The organism is Nostoc sp., assembly GCF_036916575.1.
GTDB lineage: Bacteria > Cyanobacteriota > Cyanobacteriia > Cyanobacteriales > Nostocaceae > Nostoc.
In genome coordinates, this window is sequence record NZ_JBALGC010000094.1 from 125,250 (window position 1) to 140,999 (window position 15,750).

Genomic DNA, 15,750 nt, shown 5'->3' on the forward strand with positions numbered 1-15,750 from the left:
AAACGCATCACCACTAGATAGTAGGGTACAGGATATTGACGACTGCGGTATAAGGCTTGGTTTGTAGAATTTCAAGCTTCCAGTCTGAAGAATAATCAGGCAACTCATAGCCAACCCTCTTAACATCAGTCAACATCAACTCATCCCGTTGATGCCAAACTGCAAATATTCTCTCTCTGCCATCATAAAGCGTTTCCAGGTCGATTTGATAAACCTCATTTACCCGCTTTAGTTTCAAGCCCAACAAATTTAATAGTCGGCTAAGTATTTTTATTGCTGAAACCTGCTCTTTCTCCCCAACTAAGTTAATCCCAAGCGCTCTTTTAATATGCTTACTATGCTGAAAAACAACATTTTTAAGCAATATCAAATCTGGATTACTCTCAGTAAATTCTCGTTCTGCATCAAGAAACTGAAGCATTCCCAAGGCTCTCATCGCCTCAACTTTGAGCGTATAAGTTTTTAAATCTGGTAGAAAAACTTTCCCTTCACCCCAAGATAATTGCTGATGCCATTCTTGCTCATCTCTAGCATGAAAATACTCGCTTTCGTGAGTTAAATAATAGTGAATTAACAGTTGAGGATAATATCCGTGGTCATCCTGCAACTTCAGCCAAGGAGTAACTTCTACCTCATATTTTTGTCTGAGAACATATTTATTGATTTGGTTGCGTTCTCGATCAGTCAGGGAATGCTTCACTAATAACTGCTCATATTCTACATAATCGATATCTTGAGCATTAGCTACAGCAGTTGCTACCGATAGTTGATTTTGCTGTTTAATATCTTTAATTTTGCGTTTAATTTCTTTAGCTTTTTGACGGCTTTGCGCCCAATCTTTTTGAACTTTGACAATTTCTAAAATTAATCTTCTGCGGGTAGCTAAATCATCAGCATCAGTTGCCAAAAAGGCCAGGCGTAAATCTCGAATAATATTATTGGGAACAGCATTACTCCGCATCTGAATTTGATGCCCATCAGCAATCAAACCATTTTGCATCGATTGACGATAGAGGCGGATAGAAGCATTTACGCGTGCAGATAACTTGGCCCAAGTTCGCAAATGAATCGGGTCATAAATTAAAGGTAAATCCACATCTATTTTATGTAGTGGACTAAGCAAAGCTAAGTTTTCTTTTTGATTTTCCTGATACCAATCAGATAGCAACCGATAATTTGTACTACCACTACCAATTAAGCCAATACCTCGTTTAGCACACCAGACAACACGGGGAACATCATCCCGCACTCTTGCTAATGCTTGTCTTGCTTCCGAATCAGGAATTACTCCTTGAAAAATGCCATAAACTCGGTCGAAATGTTGGACATCAATACTAATTCCTGTACCAAGGCTAGGGGTAACAAAAACGCCATCATATTCAGATATTTTTTGATTAATAGCTGCGATAAAATCAACCGCTGCGTGGCCAGGTGTGTTTGTAGTGTGGCTACTAACTACCAAGGTTTTGGGAAATTGCCGTCGTAATTTTTGTAACCGCTCTTTCAGATAACGTTCAATTGTTTCACAACTGTAACGCCCAGCGCGACTATCGGTAGTAACATAACATTTACGTCCAGCAAGTAAATCTAATTCCAGTTGGTGAATTAGCGGTGTTGGGTTCGGCGAATCATAAAAAGTCACATCCCACCCATGCTGAGGTTTCCACTGGTTGAGAACTAACCAAGGTGTTAATTTAATTCCTGCTAATCCCTGTAAATATTCAAGTGACACATCTGATAAATCAGCATCTTGGGCAATTACTAACCCTCCAGTTGTTAAAACTGTGGAAATTAGTTGCTGGAATAATTTTAATATTTTTACACGGTTGTGCTTACAAGTATTACTGTTTAATAGATGCCACAAAGATTGCTCTACTTCATCTAAAATAACTATTGCTCCCCGCCAAGTTTCAGGGTTAAGTTTCCAAATAGAATCAACGCACAATCCAAGGGAGTTTAGAGGAGTAGAGACGCGATTAATCGCGTTTGTATAGGAGTTAGGAGTTAGGAATTTTGAATTTTTCTCTATTCCCCATTGAATACCAATTTTTTCACATAAAAATCGTCCTAGTATAATTCTATGAGTAATTAACAAAACGGGTTGATTTCGGATTTTTGCTTGCTGAACAACGGCTTGCAGTGCTGTAGTTTTACCTGTTCCTTTTGCTGATTTGACTCCTAATAATCCAGAAGTTGGGAAAGAAATTTCACCTATATAAGGGCGATTAAAGGTGAATGCAGCAGGAATGCTTAACTCAGTGTAGGGTTTGGTTTGAGCAAGATAAATTTCTAAATCAACACTTTGCCGATAAAGTTTCTCGAAACTACTTGCACCTTTAGCAACGATAAACTCATCAACTCCTTTTTCTATTCCTGGAAGTTCGATAATTTTAACAGTGCATTTTTCTTGCTGGAATAAACAACCAAGTTGAGAAATAGCATTATTTACAGCAGCAATTGTTTTAGGTTGAGTTTCAAAATCAAAGCAAATATAAAAGCTACGCTTTGTAATTGCAAACGCTGCTAAATCAGGAATTAGCTGACGACAGGTAACTTTGCCAAATTCATCTTTAACAACCCGATAACCACTAGTAATTCCGGGAATGGCAATAGCTGCATATCCTTGCGTCAACAGTGTGGCTGCTTTCTTCACACCCTCGCAAAGAATGAGGGGAATGTTCTGTTGCATTACCCATTGCCAAAAGCCTTCAGCTTCACCATCAGCAGTAATGGTGATATCGTCAGGCATGACCAGATTGTAACGTCCAGCGACTTGCTGCCACACTTGCAGCGTTACCCGCAAACAAAACACCCGCGTTGGCGTGCTGGGGGGATGCTCGTATTTGATGGACTTACCATTGTGATTCTGTCGAGGTTGGTTTGGCTTAAAGCATCCCCATTCCATCATTTGCCAATTATTCAAAGGGTCTAGCCCCGAACACCACCAACCACCTTCAGTGATATGAGCATAACGCTGCAACCATCCACTTTTCACCATTCCGGTATTGGTGCGGGGAAGTAGCTCAGAAATCAATAGGTACTCATAAGCTGTTACGCCTTGGAGTGACCTAAAATTGAGTTGCACTAGGTGTAAGTCTATACCACTACTATTGACTAATTCTTCAAGGTGTTGGGGGTGTAAATAGTGCAGATGCATAGGAAAAGGTGTGAAGGGAAAGTCAATGAGATTAAAACATTAACATGCATCTACTTTTTTTCTCTAAGAGAGATTGCGAGGCTTACATGATGCTTTTTTTACTTCGTAATGGGAGACACATCGGTTCTGACTCTAGTGGGTTATTCTGCCTATTAGATCCCCGAAGTAATAATTTTGTATTGTGATATTTATTCGCTGTTAATTTTTATTTATCAGTAAATTTCTGCGTTAAGAAATGCGATCGCCCGAAGGGTTGCAGCAAGCATGGATTCTCTCAAAGAAAAGATTTTAGAGAAACTAGAATGCCTTCCAGAAAATGCACAGCAGGAAGTTCTAGATTTCTTACAGTTTCTAGAGTGGCGAAAAGAGAATCGTCAGGAATCTCAGTTATCTGTAGTCAATGAAGAATCGGATGCAGGATGGCTAGAGACTGACTTATCAAATTTAGGTAGCTATGAACCTTATGATTGGCAACCCGGCGAGTTAGATAAGGGTTTGCCTGTCAAGTATGTTGCTGGGATGGGAGTAGTTATTGTTGAGGAATGACAACTCGTTATTTACAATTTTAGTTGGACTTCAGCGTATGATTAGTCCTTGAGTTTATAAGAAGGCGATCATATCCTTCTCATTTATCCAAAGTAAATAATACATTTCTTATTTTAGGTAATGTGATCGCTTAATACTTTCTAATAGTTAGAATAAGTAATAATAAAAGGCATTTATTAAGATATGCTCTTTATTATTAAGAATCGCAAACCCGCTAACTTACGCCCCGACAGCCTCCTTCGCGGCGTATAACACCTCAGCGTTGATTTCTTTGAAACCGCGATCGCAGACGAAATTTAGCAATGAGCTTGATTTTTTCTGCTTTAAACTGTCTGTCTTGTATCATGTTCAATACTTCCCCAGGTTTCAGGTAGAGGATTGACCCAGGAAATAGGCACAGAAACAACATCTAGAGTTTCACTGTCTTTAAAGATTTCTAAAATATATCCTGGCTCTTGCTGAGTTTTAGTAGGACGCAGATGATCCAACACAACCCCTCTATCGCCAGCTTTTACAGGACTATTAGGAACATTGTGCTTCAGTTCTACCCACTGAAATAAACTAGCTGTTGTCATCGTTTAAGTCTCCTGTGATTTATCAGGATATAGTGTTATAAATCTAACAAATTCTGTTTCTTCATCTTGTTGCCAGATAGTAATTACCTTAATTAATCGACCGTTAGGCCCAGTCCACTCGCTTTTAACCTCAAACTGAGTCCCCCAATCACTAGGCGTAACTTTTCTAATTTCAGAACCTTCTACAGCATTTATTATATCGTTCTTAAGAAGTTCCCAGTTGTCAAGATTATATCCTGCTAAAGCTAGATATCTTGATTTATCACTTTTAGGTTGATAAACAAGTAGGTATTTAGTGATTTTTTCATCTTGAATTACTAAACCTAATGGTATTTTCATTATATTTAATTTGGTTATTTTAAATAGTTATTGAGAGAAATATATAAAAATTAATATTACATTTATGATATCTCATCACTTAATTTTTATCACTAAAGCAAAAAAAATGGGGGTAAAGAGTATACATAACTCCTCACCCCTCAATATTCTCAATTAAACTCTAATCTAAGCCCCGACGGCTTCCTTCGCGGCGTACAATACCTCAGCGTTGATTTCTTTGAAACCGCGATCGCGGGCAAATTTTTCAGTATTACGCTTCACTTTCCCGCGAACAAATCCAGGAATTTTGTTCAATTCTGCTTGACCATCTTTTGTCCAATTCAAATCAGAATCAGCAGAAATTCCTCTAGTAATTACTTCTTTGGTATCATGACCACCGAAGATTTCTAATAGGTGATCTTCCATTCCCAAAGTGAAGGAATTGTAGATCAAATCTGTAATCTGATTAGTACCCTCGTAACCCATAAATGGTTTGTAACCAATCGGGAAGTTTTGGACGTGGATTGGTGCAGCAATTACGCCGCAGGGGATATCCAAACGCTTACCAACGTGGCGTTCCATTTGGGTTCCGAAAATGGCAGAGGGTTCGACACGAGCGATCGCATCCCCAATTGCACCATGATCTTCGGAAATTAGCACTTCATCGCAATACTCACTCACCTGTTCGCGGAACCAGTCTGCATCATATTTACAGTAGGTTCCAGCCCAAACAACATGAATCCCCATTTCTCGCGCCAGAATCTTGGTGATTGCGGCGGCGTGGGTGTTGTCACCAAAGACCACAGCTTTTTTGCCAGTCAAGTTTTGACAGTCAATGGAACGGGAGAACCAAGCAGCCTGAGATACATAGAGGGTTTGCTCATTGATGAAGTCTTCGTAGTCAACTTCTGCGCCTTGAGCGTTAATTACCTGCTGAATCTTGCGAATACAACGGGCAGTTTCCACTACACCCATTGGAGTAATATCTATATAAGGTGTGCCGAATTGTTCTTCTAGGTAACGAGCTGTGGTCAAACCGAGTTCACGGTAAGGTACTAAGTTAAACCAGGCTTGGGACATCTTTTTCAAGTCATTTACCGAAGCACCTTCAGGAATTAAGGTATTTACCTCAATTCCCAAGTCAGCCATCAGCCGTTTTAGTTCGGTACAATCGTGATTATTGTGGAAACCGAGGGTAGTAGTACCGATAATGTTAACTGAGGGCTTTGCAGTTTTGCCCTCAGCCAATTCGCCCCGCTTCCGGGCTTTTTCAATGTAGTATTGGACGATTTGATCGAGAGTGCGATCGGCGGCTTGCAGTTCGTTGTAACGGTAGTGGTTCACATCCGCCAGCATTACGTCTCCTTTCGCTTCCAACTGCGCCCGTTCCACAAAGTTGTGCAGGTCTTCTTGCAAAATGCTGGAAGTACAGGTGGGAGTTAACACAATCAAATCTGGGTGTTCCTCGGCATCCTTGCGGGTGATGTTATCTACCACCTTCTCTTGAGAACCACGTGCTAAAACGTTGCGGTCAACGACACTGGTTGTCACTGGAGTGAAATCCCTCTCCCGCGATAGCATGGAGCGCATGACGTTAAAGTAGTCATCGCCAAGTGGGGCGTGCATGATCGCATGGACATTTTTAAAAGAGCTAGCGATTCGCAGAGTGCCGATGTGGGCTGGGCCTGCATACATCCAGTAAGCCAATTTCATGTTTGTGTTCTCCCTTTTCAACAGAAATAACACGGAGTCCGATAAGAGTGGACTATAAGTGCTTGATTATTATTAAATCGTTTCTGATTGTCTCAAAACTTGTATCCCTGATGAAGTGAAGACTTGTAAGGATTTTGTCTGAAGTGCTCCCGGCTTGTCCAGGGTAGGCATCGCCCAAACCTCGTGCCTGATTTGAATCTAGCTTCTGAACTTTAACAACATTACTGTTGATTTTTTAAAATAAATCTTAATTTTTCGGCAAATTTGTTTTCAATTTGGGGCGGTGTGTTAACCATCACCAATAAATTTAGAAAGTTTATGTACAACTTCTCAAAAAATCCAAAGATCCTCTGATATCATGTGCGGTTAATTAGTTATTATTTGGTACATCTGTGCTTTGTAAAGAATCAGGTTGTATCAAGATCCCCCCTAACCCTCCTTAAACTAGGAAAAAAGGGGGGAATAACACTAACGCAATTTGTTCATTCGAGGGAGTAGAAATTAACCTAAAGAGGTGTTAGTTACTGCCGAAAAATTTCTACTTTTTCTAACACTACGTCTTGATTCGGACGATCTCTAGTCGTAGGCACATTGGCGATGCGGTTGACTATATCCATACCTTCGACAACTTTACCAAAAACACTGTGTTTGCGGTCAAGATGAGGCGTTGGCCCTTCTGTAATGAACCATTGGGAACCATTAGTACCGCGTCCTGCATTTGCCATTGAGAGGATACCTGCACTAGAGTGTTTCAATTCAGGATGAAACTCATCTTCAAATTGATATCCTGGGCCACCAGTACCCCAACGGTTGGCCATATCTGGATAACGAGCCAGCGGATCGCCACACTGAATCATAAAATCAGGGATGACTCGGTGAAAGCGAACTCCATCGTAAGCAGGAGTCCCCTTCTGAGATTGACCTGTCTTAGGGTCTTTCCAGTCGATTGTTCCGGTTGCTAGACCTACAAAATTTTTGACGGTGTTGGGGGTTTTGTCTTCCTCCAAAAGAACTATAATTTCACCTAAGGAAGTAATTAAACGAGCGTGCAGTGTGCCATCACCGGGAATATTAATTTCTGGAAAATTCATGAGGTATCCTATGAATGAAAACTGCCAGTATTTTACCTACGATAAGCTTATCAGCATTCAAGTTACAGGTTTGCAGATTGTGAAAAAACTGAACGAAGGAAACTTGAGAAAACTAATATTTTACTCTGGTAAATTAATTGCTGGATTACGGCTAAAGAATCCTCTAGGGACTAGCTTAAAGCCAACTCGGTGAACAGGCATTACAGGCCAATCTTCCGATCGCGGAATATGAGTCACGCCCATTGTGTACCACAGCACGATATCTTCACCTATCAAGGACTCATCGTCTGCAATATATTTTGGCAAACCCTGTCCAGGTTGAGTCTGGTTGGGATAATCACCGCCAGCATAAAGTTCAGCAGGTTTATATTTTGTTATCCAAACGTGATGAGTCGCAAATTCTGCTTGTTGACGGATTTTCGAGCCTTCTACAGGGAAAAATGTGGAGTTTCCCCCAGGCATTAGCATATATCCAGGTGCAGCCCCTAGCGTATTTTTCTTATCTGCACTAACAATCATCCATTCCCGACTGCTTTTCATATCCAAATCGCGGACAGCAGCCGTTTCGTTTGCTAACGGGATTTCTGCAAGTGCGATCGCATTTCCTAAAGGATTTTTCTCATCCATCGGCAAAGCTTTCACATTCATTTCCATCACGGAATTAGCCTGACCATCGACATCGAAATCTAGGCGGTAGTTGAAAAAGTGCTGGTGATTTACTCCGAAGATATTCTTAGCGATTAGCCGACCATAGGAATTATCTTCAGCCTGTTTTTCGGCATCCGTTCCCTGCGCCAGTACAATACCTGTTAATTCGTTCTGTACTTCTAAAGTTCCATCCTGGTGAAAAATCCAATTGATGCTGTAATCATAGTTGTCAATGGCCGCAGTCATCGTCATCACTAGTTCTCGACTGCGACGGACATCATTGCGCTGAGTATTATACTCATAGTGCTTCCAAAGCATTCCGTTATCGCGCTCGTAGATCCCGGTAACCCCTGGCATTACATAAGGTTCTCCCTGCTCATTAGCAAATACAGCATTTAGCAACAGGCCGTTTTCGGGAATTTCCTTACCTAACTCCATCGTATTTGCTAGCAAACCAAGGTTATATTCTCCAACATCAAAGGCATTTCTAAATGACCAAGTAGGCTCAGGGTCGCCATAAGGTACTACCATCTCCGATAGGCTAGCACGGTATAAAACTGGTCGGATATTTTCCCCGTCCTTGTGCGTCACTTGGTATAGCATTAATCCATTCCGAGGATGCATTAAATAGCGAAACTTCCAACCTTGCCAGCTAATTTCATTGTCTTTGATCTGGAAACTTGCACCATTTGGTTGGAGAATCTTTAATGCTTTAAGTGGTGAAAGTAATTTGCCCAAGGACTTTACATCATAGTTCCAGTTTTCTTGAGAGAAAGGGACATTTCCTCTGTCAACAAAACTGGCGATTTTACCCGTGTTCAAATTGACTGTTGCTACAACTCCTTCAATCGGACTACCGTAATAGTTCCAGCCTTTACCCTTGTAGTAAGATAAACTGCGACAAAAACGATTACCTGTTGCTTCTTCCTGTTGACTCAGGATGCCTGGGCCCCATGAACTAATTTTGACTCGATTGAAATCGGTAATTCCCCGCCTTTGCATCGCTTTTTGCCATCGAGGATCGGCTTTAACTACCTGAGTTGCCAGTTCATATTCTGAATTGACGATCGCAGGTTGGACAGACGGTATTTCTTTCCAAGAACTTAAGCTTTTGCTTGTCAGATCAACAATTCCCTCAAAGGTTTTGTTTTGCGTAGGACAGAGTCCTTGCCGCAGGCATCGCTCATAGATTACCAAAAAAGCTTTTCGCCCAAAAGCTTTACCGGGTGTAAATTTAAGAACTTCTTCTTTATTTGGTTCTTGTAAAGCAATAAGTGGAAAAGCTGCCATTTCGCTCAAAGTTTTTTCTCTTTTGATCACCGAAACAGCTGTATTAATTTCTGCCTCTGTTAGCGAAGTGAGAGGATGGGAAATTGAAGGCTGTTGAGCCGTCAATATTTCCATTAATCCTAGTGAGATAGATATGACGACAATGATGGGAATAGCTAACCACAAAAAACGCCTTAGCCGCTTAATCATCTTTTACATTCTTACAAAAGACGTATAGTTATCTATTTCTAGGCCGAAGCCTGAAACCCGATAAATTAAGCAAGCTAAAGCTAAATTAATTTGCTAATAGTTGGGGGGACTGGAGACTATAGCGCTTTTCGTTTGTATACAATACACACTGACTTGACTTCCATTCCTCGGGAGCATCCCAAATGTGTAAAAACATATTTTGTCATTGCGAGCGTAATGAAATGGAGCGTTCGCGGAGCGTCTCGTAGAGAAGCAATCGCAAAGTCTAGATGTTGCGATTGCTTCATTCGCAATGACAATCTATTATCTTGGTAAATTTGCAAAATTGGGATGCTCCCCATTCCTCTCTCCTTTGAATCTTACTCCCTAACGCTAGTACGGAAGGGGCTGTTCTTGTTAGGTCTTAATTTATGCAGAAACTAAACGACGTAAAGATTCAGCACGGCGTTTAGCAATAGAGTTATTTGGAGCAAATTTTAGTGCTTCTTCGTAAGTTTGTAACGCCTGAGTAGTTAACTTTTTTTTCTCGTAAGCGTGACCGAGATTATTTAACCCTGTTACGTAGTCTGGTTTAGATTTGAGAGCTTCTTTATACTGACGAATTGCTAGGTCATATTGCTCTTGGATAAAATAAACATAACCCAGCCCGTTGTAAATGGGGGCAATATTTTCTTCTCCTTCTTCTTCGGCAACTTTCAGAGCTTTTTGAAACAGCGTGATCGCTTGGGAATACAATTTTTTTTCTGAATAAATACTGGCTAACTCATAATATTCTTGAGTCGTACCCTTTTCTTTCTCTAACTTCTTTCGCAATTTTCCAAAGGAGCCTTCAATCTTGCGAGTTTTGAAAATCTGGCGAAAAACACCCACGGCCGCAATTGTGAGTATTACCACCAAAATTGAGAGATAAACAACGGCTAGACTGTTATCCATTGCTGTAAATACAAATATTAAAAGTTGCTTCTGTAATCTATTATCAGCCTATTGGGCATGAGGATAATGATCTTAACAGACGAGATTAATGGCGTCTCTACTCCTAACTCCTGTACAGACGCGATTAATCGCGTCTCTTAAGGTAAACCCCAATATAGAGAGCGTTGCTGGAGCCAACCTTCTTCTAAGTAACGAGCGATCGCTTGATCTACATTTCGTCTTAACTCATCGTACTTCAATCCCTTGGGCATGACTACAGACAAAGGTTCAGTAGATAGCTTGGTTGGTAGTAGCCGATATTCGGGATATTGTTGCACCCAACCACTCAGAACGCTAGCATCTGCGGCAAAGGCTACGGCGGCATTATTTTCTATTTCCTCTCGCGCTTCGTCATAGGAATCCACTCCTACTAACTCGGCATTTTGCACATAGTACCGCACTTTAGCAATGGTGCTGGAGTTATTCAGTACGGCAATTTTGCGCTTTGCCAAATCACTCAACTGTTGGATAGAGGCATCTTTTGTAACTAATACAGTGCTATCCAAATAGTAGGGAACACTGAAATTAACTATGCGGGCGCGTGAGGAGGTTGCTGTTACCCTAGCGATCGCAAAATCAACTTTCTTGTCTAAGACTACAGACAGGCGATCGCGATTCGCTACTGGTTTAAACTTGACCTTAGCGGTGGCTTTACCAACCAAATCAACTGCCAAGCGCTGTGCCAAGTCAATTTCTAAGCCTTGTAAATTACCTTTGGCATCTTTAAATCCCAAGGGACGCAAGTTGTCTTTAACTGCAACAGTTAAATAGCCCCGTTGCTGAATTTCTGGCATTTCGGCGGCAGATGCAGCTAATCCTGTACCCACTACGGAAAAGCAAGATATCCAAAAAATAGTGGCGGATAATACCAGATGTAACCGAGTAATTACTTGCCATCTGTTACATCCGTTATACATCCTTTGCCACCTTTATCCTTTAGCTTGATTTGCTAGTTCAGCAACTTTGCCGAAGCTAGCTGGATCGAGGACTGCCAATTGTGCCAACATCTTGCGATTTAGTTGGATATCAGCTTTTTTCAAGTTACCGATCAATTGACTGTAACTCAAGCCGTGTTGCCTTGCAGCAGCATTGATGCGGGTGATCCACAGACGACGAAAATCGCGCTTTTTCTTTTTGCGATCGCGGTAGGCACTCCGTAGTGCCTTCATCACTTGTTGGTTGGCAGTTCTAAACAGAGTTGAGTGGGAACCGCGAAAACCTTTAGCTAGTTTGAGAATTTTATTGCGGCGCTTCCGAGCTACGTTACCGCGTTTTACCCGTGTCATAACTTATTTCCTGAAATACTTACAAATATGGGAGCATCAAGCGCACGTTGAGTTCATCGCGTTCATGTACAAGTGTACTCTTGGACAGGCTACGCTTTTTATCGGAAGTTTTGTGCTCTAAAAGGTGGTTTTTGAAAGCTTTACGACGGACGATTTTGCCGGTGCCGGTGGCACGGAATCGCTTCGCTGCGGCTTTACGAGTCTTTAGTTTAGGCATGGTCTAGCTTTAATTCGACACGATCCATAATTATATACTAATAAAATTGCTTGAATGGAAATTAAGTAAACGATTTAACCAGCCGCGATCGCTGTAAATCAAATTAATTTCACCGATGGATGAAGTAAATATAGTCGAATATGACCCACGGTGGCAGACTTTGTTTGCACAAGAAGCCGAGCGTATTTGGCAAGCACTAGGCAATGACTTAGTTGTGGAAATTGAACATATTGGTAGTACCGCAGTACCAGGAATGGCAGCCAAACCAGTTATTGACATTATGGTAGGAATATGCTCCTTAGTAGATGGGAAATCTGCTGTTTTGATATTAGAATCTTTAGGATACGTTTATTGGCGTGAAGACCCACGTCCTGGACGGATGTTTTTTGTGAAAGGAATGCCACCATACGGAAAGCAACGGACTCATCATGTTCACATAGTCGAGGTTAACAGCAAATTTTGGGAGGAACACAAGCTATTTTGCGACTATCTGAGAAGGCATCCTGAAGAGGCGAAACGATATGAAGCTTTAAAACGCGATTTGGCGGCAAGTTTTCGGAGCGATCGCGAGGCTTATACCAATGGTAAAAATGACTATATCCTGGCTGTGATGTCAAAAGCACGATGTGAGTAAATGGGGAAAAAAGAGTGATTATCTTAACTATTTTTCCTTGACAATTCCAGTTATTTTAAAAATAAACTCTGCTGCTTTACTCATTAATGAAGTGTCAATATCAATTTGATAATTTCCTTGTTTTAAAACCTCCATCACAACTTTCTTGAAATCTGCCTTACCTTTCCTCGCACCCAAACCATTAATTGCACATTCAATTTGCCTCACGCCACAACTTAAAGCAATAAGTGAATTATCTACTGCCATGCCTAAATCATCATGACAGTGTACTGAAACGACAGCTTGATAAATATTTGGTACTCGATTAAAAATCATTTGCAGAAGTTGTGAAAATTCTTCTGGCGATGCCAAACCTAAGCTATCAGGAATACTAATAGTATTAGCACCACTCTTGATTGCAGTTTCAATAGATTTACACAAAAAATCTGGCTCACTTCTGGGAGCGTCAAAAGCACTCCATTCTACATCATCACAGAAATTGCGTGCCAGAGAAACACTCTCTTTGATTGTTACTAATACTTCTTCTTTGCTTAATTTAGATTGATTTTTAATATTTACCGGAGTATAAGTGTGAATTCTACCTCTTATAGCTGGTTTAATTGCTTCAGCAAGAGTGATTATTTCATTTGGATTGGAACTCGCTAGCCCACAAATAGTAGAATTTTTAATGATTTTAGAAATATGAAATACTTCATCAAAATCTTTTTGAGAACTTCCTGGATAACCAACTTCAATAATATCTACTCCCATTTCTTCGAGCAATTGAGATATGGTGATTTTTTGTTGCAAATTCATTTTGACACCAGGCGTCAATTCTCCATCACGCATGGTTGTGTCAAAAATAATTACTTTGTTATGACTTGTTGACATATTCGTCAGAGAAAGCGATCGCTTACATCAATATAATTTTAAGGAATATCCTCACTTAAAAAAACTGTCTCTAAATCTCGATAACCACTGACAACACGTACAACTTCCACACCGCCATCAATGGGACGATAAAATATCAAGTAATCTTCGATTGGAAAACGTTCTTAAACCACTGCCAAAATTATCGCAACTTTGCCCCATATTAGGAAAATCAGCCAACAGTTTACACTGCTGTATAATTTTTTTGTTGAGTCTTCGAGCCGCACCAGGATTAAATCGGGTAAGGCATCACCATGCCAATTTGGGAAAATTGTACGCTAAGAAAAATTCGGAGTTACGATCGCGTAATATCTCTGCGCGGTATTGCCTTTCTTAATGCTCGATGGGCAAAGTCACGCGGGAGGCGATCGCAACCTACCCACTCCCCTACTCCCCCCAAACTGCGGACTCAAATTTTCCCTACTCGCCAAATTTGTTATAAATTCAAGGTATTATTTCTGCAACTCTTCTATTTTTATATCTATTTCCTTTAGAGTATATAAGTAATATTTATGTTGAGGACGCTTACCTGTATTACGATAAAATCTATCATTTTTTTCATCATATTGACTTATTAAATAGTAGCAAGAATTTCTATATTTTTGTAAATTTCTCAGATAAATTGGTTTTTGCTCTAGATACTGAAAATAAAAAATCAAGTATTTTGTAAGAGGTATTAAATAGGGTAAGCCAAGAATAATGGAAAAAAGAAAAGTACCAAACATTCTTGGTATATCCTGAGATGTTGCTGATGATGGATTTGAAATAGTAACAGCAATTGCAAATAAAAACATCAACGATAACCAAGATGTAGGTAAAAATATACCCCAAATAATGGCATTATTTAAGCTTTTGTTTGCATCTCTCTTAAACTCAATTGGATAAGTGGTATTGAGACAAAAGCTGTTCAACTTCTCATGTAATATGTTCTCTACATTGGTTATATCTTCCTGAATTTTAATGGATTCTTCTAAAAGTTTTTCTTTCTCTATGTATCCTTGTCGCGCTATCTCCTGTTTTCTCAATCGCTCATTTTCTAAAATTTTGTATTTTTCATAAATCCGTAACGTACAAGTTGTGTTTATACTGCCGCTAACAGCAGATTTTATATCTATATAAATAGCCTGTCTAACAGGAATAGAGTCAAACTTAGATAGCTCATCTAAGTCATCAATGTCGTACATCTGAACATACCTAAGAGATGTGAGGCTTTTTACTTTCTGAGTAGTGAGGTAGTTTAATACTTCATCATAATTAGTATATTGGTGACGAAAATTACTTAACCACTTTCGTTTTAATGAAATATCAAAAACATCAATATCTTGATAAAAAATACTAACATCCCTAAAGCAATGTTGTATACTTTTACGTAAATCATTTTTTTCAAAATATCTTTCAAAATCACTATCAACTCTTGATATGATCGATTCTTCGTCAATTTTTATCAATCTATAGCAATAACTCACAAGCTCTTTATAGATATCGAAATATAGATTTTCTGGCTGTACCATCTTTTTTTTATCTATAAAAAATAATAGTTATCAAACAATTAAAAGGACACTACGCATAGTATTCCCAAAATCTGTTTCATTATCACAAATCCTCCCAATCAAAATTCAATCAAAGTCGAGCATTCAGCTTGGTATATTTTTCAGTAAATAAACCCGTGTGATTTCTCTTGTGTAGAATCTGGTATTATCTAAAGTAAAAAAAATATCTAGTAATTTACCCAACTTAGCCACTTATGAATAGCAATGAATTACCACAAGGGTGTCCACAAGGCATTGAGATAAAAAAAGGCTCTAAACATGACTACGAAGAATCACTAGGCGACGATTCAAATCCTGATGATTACACTTACTACAATATTTATTTTGAAGGTAAAAAGGTGGGTAACGCCAGTTATCGGTATAATAATAGTTTAGCTTGTTGGCAAATAGATAGATTTTTAATTTATAAAGATGAAGAAGGCAACGGGTATGGTTCTTGTCTTATCAAATATATAAGTCAGGAGATGTGGAGTATAAAACGCAGCCATATTGAGATTTTCCCAACTAAAAAAGAAGAATTTTTTTCATGGTTGATTAGAAGAGGGTTCAAAGAAACTCAAGTACCTGGGTTTCCAAAAACCTTTTATGTTTTACAACCTGGGTGATCGCCTGCTAAAACATCCCATCAAGCAAATCGGTGATGCCGATAATATAG

The 15,750-nt window shown here is 39.7% G+C and carries 16 protein-coding genes; 3 read left to right on the top strand and 13 right to left on the bottom strand.

Annotated features, from left to right (window positions below; all coding sequences use genetic code 11):
* Window positions 1-13: 13 nt before the first annotated feature.
* The gene (locus V7L29_RS20340) at window positions 14-3,157 is read right to left on the bottom strand and encodes a plasmid replication protein, CyRepA1 family (RefSeq protein WP_334736619.1); all 3,144 of its coding nucleotides are present in this window, start codon (window positions 3,155-3,157) and stop codon (window positions 14-16) included.
* 264 nt (window positions 3,158-3,421) lie between these two features.
* Here V7L29_RS20340 and V7L29_RS20345 point away from each other — a divergent pair, with 264 nt between their 5' ends.
* Window positions 3,422-3,703 carry a DUF2281 domain-containing protein gene (locus V7L29_RS20345; protein ID WP_334736620.1) on the top strand — a complete coding sequence of 94 codons (282 nt, stop codon included), beginning with the start codon at window positions 3,422-3,424 and terminating at the stop codon, window positions 3,701-3,703.
* 323 nt (window positions 3,704-4,026) lie between these two features.
* On the opposite strand, the gene V7L29_RS20350 is transcribed toward V7L29_RS20345, so the two are convergent.
* The 9 genes from V7L29_RS20350 to rpmI all read right to left on the bottom strand — a co-directional run bounded on the left by V7L29_RS20350 (window position 4,027) and on the right by rpmI (window position 12,002).
* Window positions 4,027-4,278: a DUF4926 domain-containing protein gene (locus V7L29_RS20350; protein WP_099101239.1), complete on the bottom strand. Its 252-nt coding sequence runs from the start codon at window positions 4,276-4,278 to the stop codon at window positions 4,027-4,029.
* A gap of 3 nt (window positions 4,279-4,281) precedes the next feature.
* Window positions 4,282-4,617 carry a DUF6883 domain-containing protein gene (locus tag V7L29_RS20355; protein ID WP_334736621.1) on the bottom strand — a complete coding sequence of 112 codons (336 nt, stop codon included), beginning with the start codon at window positions 4,615-4,617 and terminating at the stop codon, window positions 4,282-4,284.
* A gap of 165 nt (window positions 4,618-4,782) precedes the next feature.
* Window positions 4,783-6,309, bottom strand: coding sequence for a ferredoxin:protochlorophyllide reductase (ATP-dependent) subunit B (gene bchB / locus V7L29_RS20360; RefSeq protein WP_334689641.1), 1,527 nt, complete (start codon window positions 6,307-6,309; stop codon window positions 4,783-4,785).
* A gap of 521 nt (window positions 6,310-6,830) precedes the next feature.
* Window positions 6,831-7,400, bottom strand: coding sequence for a peptidylprolyl isomerase (locus tag V7L29_RS20365; protein WP_334689640.1), 570 nt, complete (start codon window positions 7,398-7,400; stop codon window positions 6,831-6,833).
* Between the two features lie 120 nt (window positions 7,401-7,520).
* The gene (locus tag V7L29_RS20370; RefSeq protein WP_334736622.1) at window positions 7,521-9,527 is read right to left on the bottom strand and encodes a primary-amine oxidase; all 2,007 of its coding nucleotides are present in this window, start codon (window positions 9,525-9,527) and stop codon (window positions 7,521-7,523) included.
* 408 nt (window positions 9,528-9,935) lie between these two features.
* Window positions 9,936-10,460 (bottom strand): tetratricopeptide repeat protein, encoded by a 525-nt coding sequence (locus V7L29_RS20375; RefSeq protein ID WP_334689638.1) that lies wholly within the window; start codon window positions 10,458-10,460, stop codon window positions 9,936-9,938.
* A gap of 137 nt (window positions 10,461-10,597) precedes the next feature.
* On the bottom strand, window positions 10,598-11,416 hold the full coding sequence (locus tag V7L29_RS20380) for a transporter substrate-binding domain-containing protein (protein ID WP_334736623.1): 819 nt from the start codon (window positions 11,414-11,416) through the stop codon (window positions 10,598-10,600).
* 12 nt (window positions 11,417-11,428) lie between these two features.
* A complete protein-coding gene (gene rplT / locus V7L29_RS20385) occupies window positions 11,429-11,785 on the bottom strand; it encodes a 50S ribosomal protein L20 (protein WP_229453438.1) in 357 nt (118 codons plus the stop codon).
* A 19-nt stretch (window positions 11,786-11,804) separates the two neighbouring features.
* Window positions 11,805-12,002, bottom strand: coding sequence for a 50S ribosomal protein L35 (rpmI, locus tag V7L29_RS20390; protein ID WP_334689636.1), 198 nt, complete (start codon window positions 12,000-12,002; stop codon window positions 11,805-11,807).
* A 115-nt stretch (window positions 12,003-12,117) separates the two neighbouring features.
* Between rpmI and V7L29_RS20395 the strand changes: the two genes are divergently transcribed.
* The gene (locus tag V7L29_RS20395; protein WP_334736624.1) at window positions 12,118-12,636 is read left to right on the top strand and encodes a GrpB family protein; all 519 of its coding nucleotides are present in this window, start codon (window positions 12,118-12,120) and stop codon (window positions 12,634-12,636) included.
* Between the two features lie 27 nt (window positions 12,637-12,663).
* Here V7L29_RS20395 and V7L29_RS20400 read toward each other — a convergent pair whose 3' ends face one another.
* The 3 genes from V7L29_RS20400 to V7L29_RS20405 all read right to left on the bottom strand — a co-directional run bounded on the left by V7L29_RS20400 (window position 12,664) and on the right by V7L29_RS20405 (window position 15,056).
* The gene (locus tag V7L29_RS20400; RefSeq protein WP_334736625.1) at window positions 12,664-13,506 is read right to left on the bottom strand and encodes a 2-isopropylmalate synthase; all 843 of its coding nucleotides are present in this window, start codon (window positions 13,504-13,506) and stop codon (window positions 12,664-12,666) included.
* 117 nt (window positions 13,507-13,623) lie between these two features.
* The gene (locus tag V7L29_RS35560) at window positions 13,624-13,746 is read right to left on the bottom strand and encodes a hypothetical protein (RefSeq protein WP_442944226.1); all 123 of its coding nucleotides are present in this window, start codon (window positions 13,744-13,746) and stop codon (window positions 13,624-13,626) included.
* A gap of 251 nt (window positions 13,747-13,997) precedes the next feature.
* Window positions 13,998-15,056: a hypothetical protein gene (locus V7L29_RS20405; RefSeq protein WP_334736626.1), complete on the bottom strand. Its 1,059-nt coding sequence runs from the start codon at window positions 15,054-15,056 to the stop codon at window positions 13,998-14,000.
* Window positions 15,057-15,289: 233 nt separating this feature from the next.
* Here V7L29_RS20405 and V7L29_RS20410 point away from each other — a divergent pair, with 233 nt between their 5' ends.
* Entirely contained in the window at window positions 15,290-15,700 is a 411-nt protein-coding gene (locus V7L29_RS20410) for a GNAT family N-acetyltransferase (protein WP_334736627.1), read from the top strand.
* The last annotated feature ends 50 nt before the right edge of the window (window positions 15,701-15,750 follow it).

Bases quoted from the DNA above. Each gene is read 5' to 3' on its own strand.
- V7L29_RS20375 (WP_334689638.1), bottom strand. From the start codon at position 10,460: ATGGATAACAGTCTAGCCGTTGTTTATCTCTCAATTTTGGTGGTAATA.
- V7L29_RS20340 (WP_334736619.1), bottom strand. From the start codon at position 3,157: ATGCATCTGCACTATTTACACCCCCAACACCTTGAAGAATTAGTCAAT.
- V7L29_RS20345 (WP_334736620.1), top strand. From the start codon at position 3,422: ATGGATTCTCTCAAAGAAAAGATTTTAGAGAAACTAGAATGCCTTCCA.
- rplT (WP_229453438.1), bottom strand. From the start codon at position 11,785: ATGACACGGGTAAAACGCGGTAACGTAGCTCGGAAGCGCCGCAATAAA.
- rpmI (WP_334689636.1), bottom strand. From the start codon at position 12,002: ATGCCTAAACTAAAGACTCGTAAAGCCGCAGCGAAGCGATTCCGTGCC.
- bchB (WP_334689641.1), bottom strand. From the start codon at position 6,309: ATGAAATTGGCTTACTGGATGTATGCAGGCCCAGCCCACATCGGCACT.
- V7L29_RS20350 (WP_099101239.1), bottom strand. From the start codon at position 4,278: ATGACAACAGCTAGTTTATTTCAGTGGGTAGAACTGAAGCACAATGTT.
- V7L29_RS20380 (WP_334736623.1), bottom strand. From the start codon at position 11,416: ATGTATAACGGATGTAACAGATGGCAAGTAATTACTCGGTTACATCTG.
- V7L29_RS20405 (WP_334736626.1), bottom strand. From the start codon at position 15,056: ATGGTACAGCCAGAAAATCTATATTTCGATATCTATAAAGAGCTTGTG.
- V7L29_RS20365 (WP_334689640.1), bottom strand. From the start codon at position 7,400: ATGAATTTTCCAGAAATTAATATTCCCGGTGATGGCACACTGCACGCT.
- V7L29_RS20370 (WP_334736622.1), bottom strand. From the start codon at position 9,527: ATGATTAAGCGGCTAAGGCGTTTTTTGTGGTTAGCTATTCCCATCATT.
- V7L29_RS20400 (WP_334736625.1), bottom strand. From the start codon at position 13,506: ATGTCAACAAGTCATAACAAAGTAATTATTTTTGACACAACCATGCGT.
- V7L29_RS20395 (WP_334736624.1), top strand. From the start codon at position 12,118: ATGGATGAAGTAAATATAGTCGAATATGACCCACGGTGGCAGACTTTG.
- V7L29_RS20410 (WP_334736627.1), top strand. From the start codon at position 15,290: ATGAATAGCAATGAATTACCACAAGGGTGTCCACAAGGCATTGAGATA.
- V7L29_RS20355 (WP_334736621.1), bottom strand. From the start codon at position 4,617: ATGAAAATACCATTAGGTTTAGTAATTCAAGATGAAAAAATCACTAAA.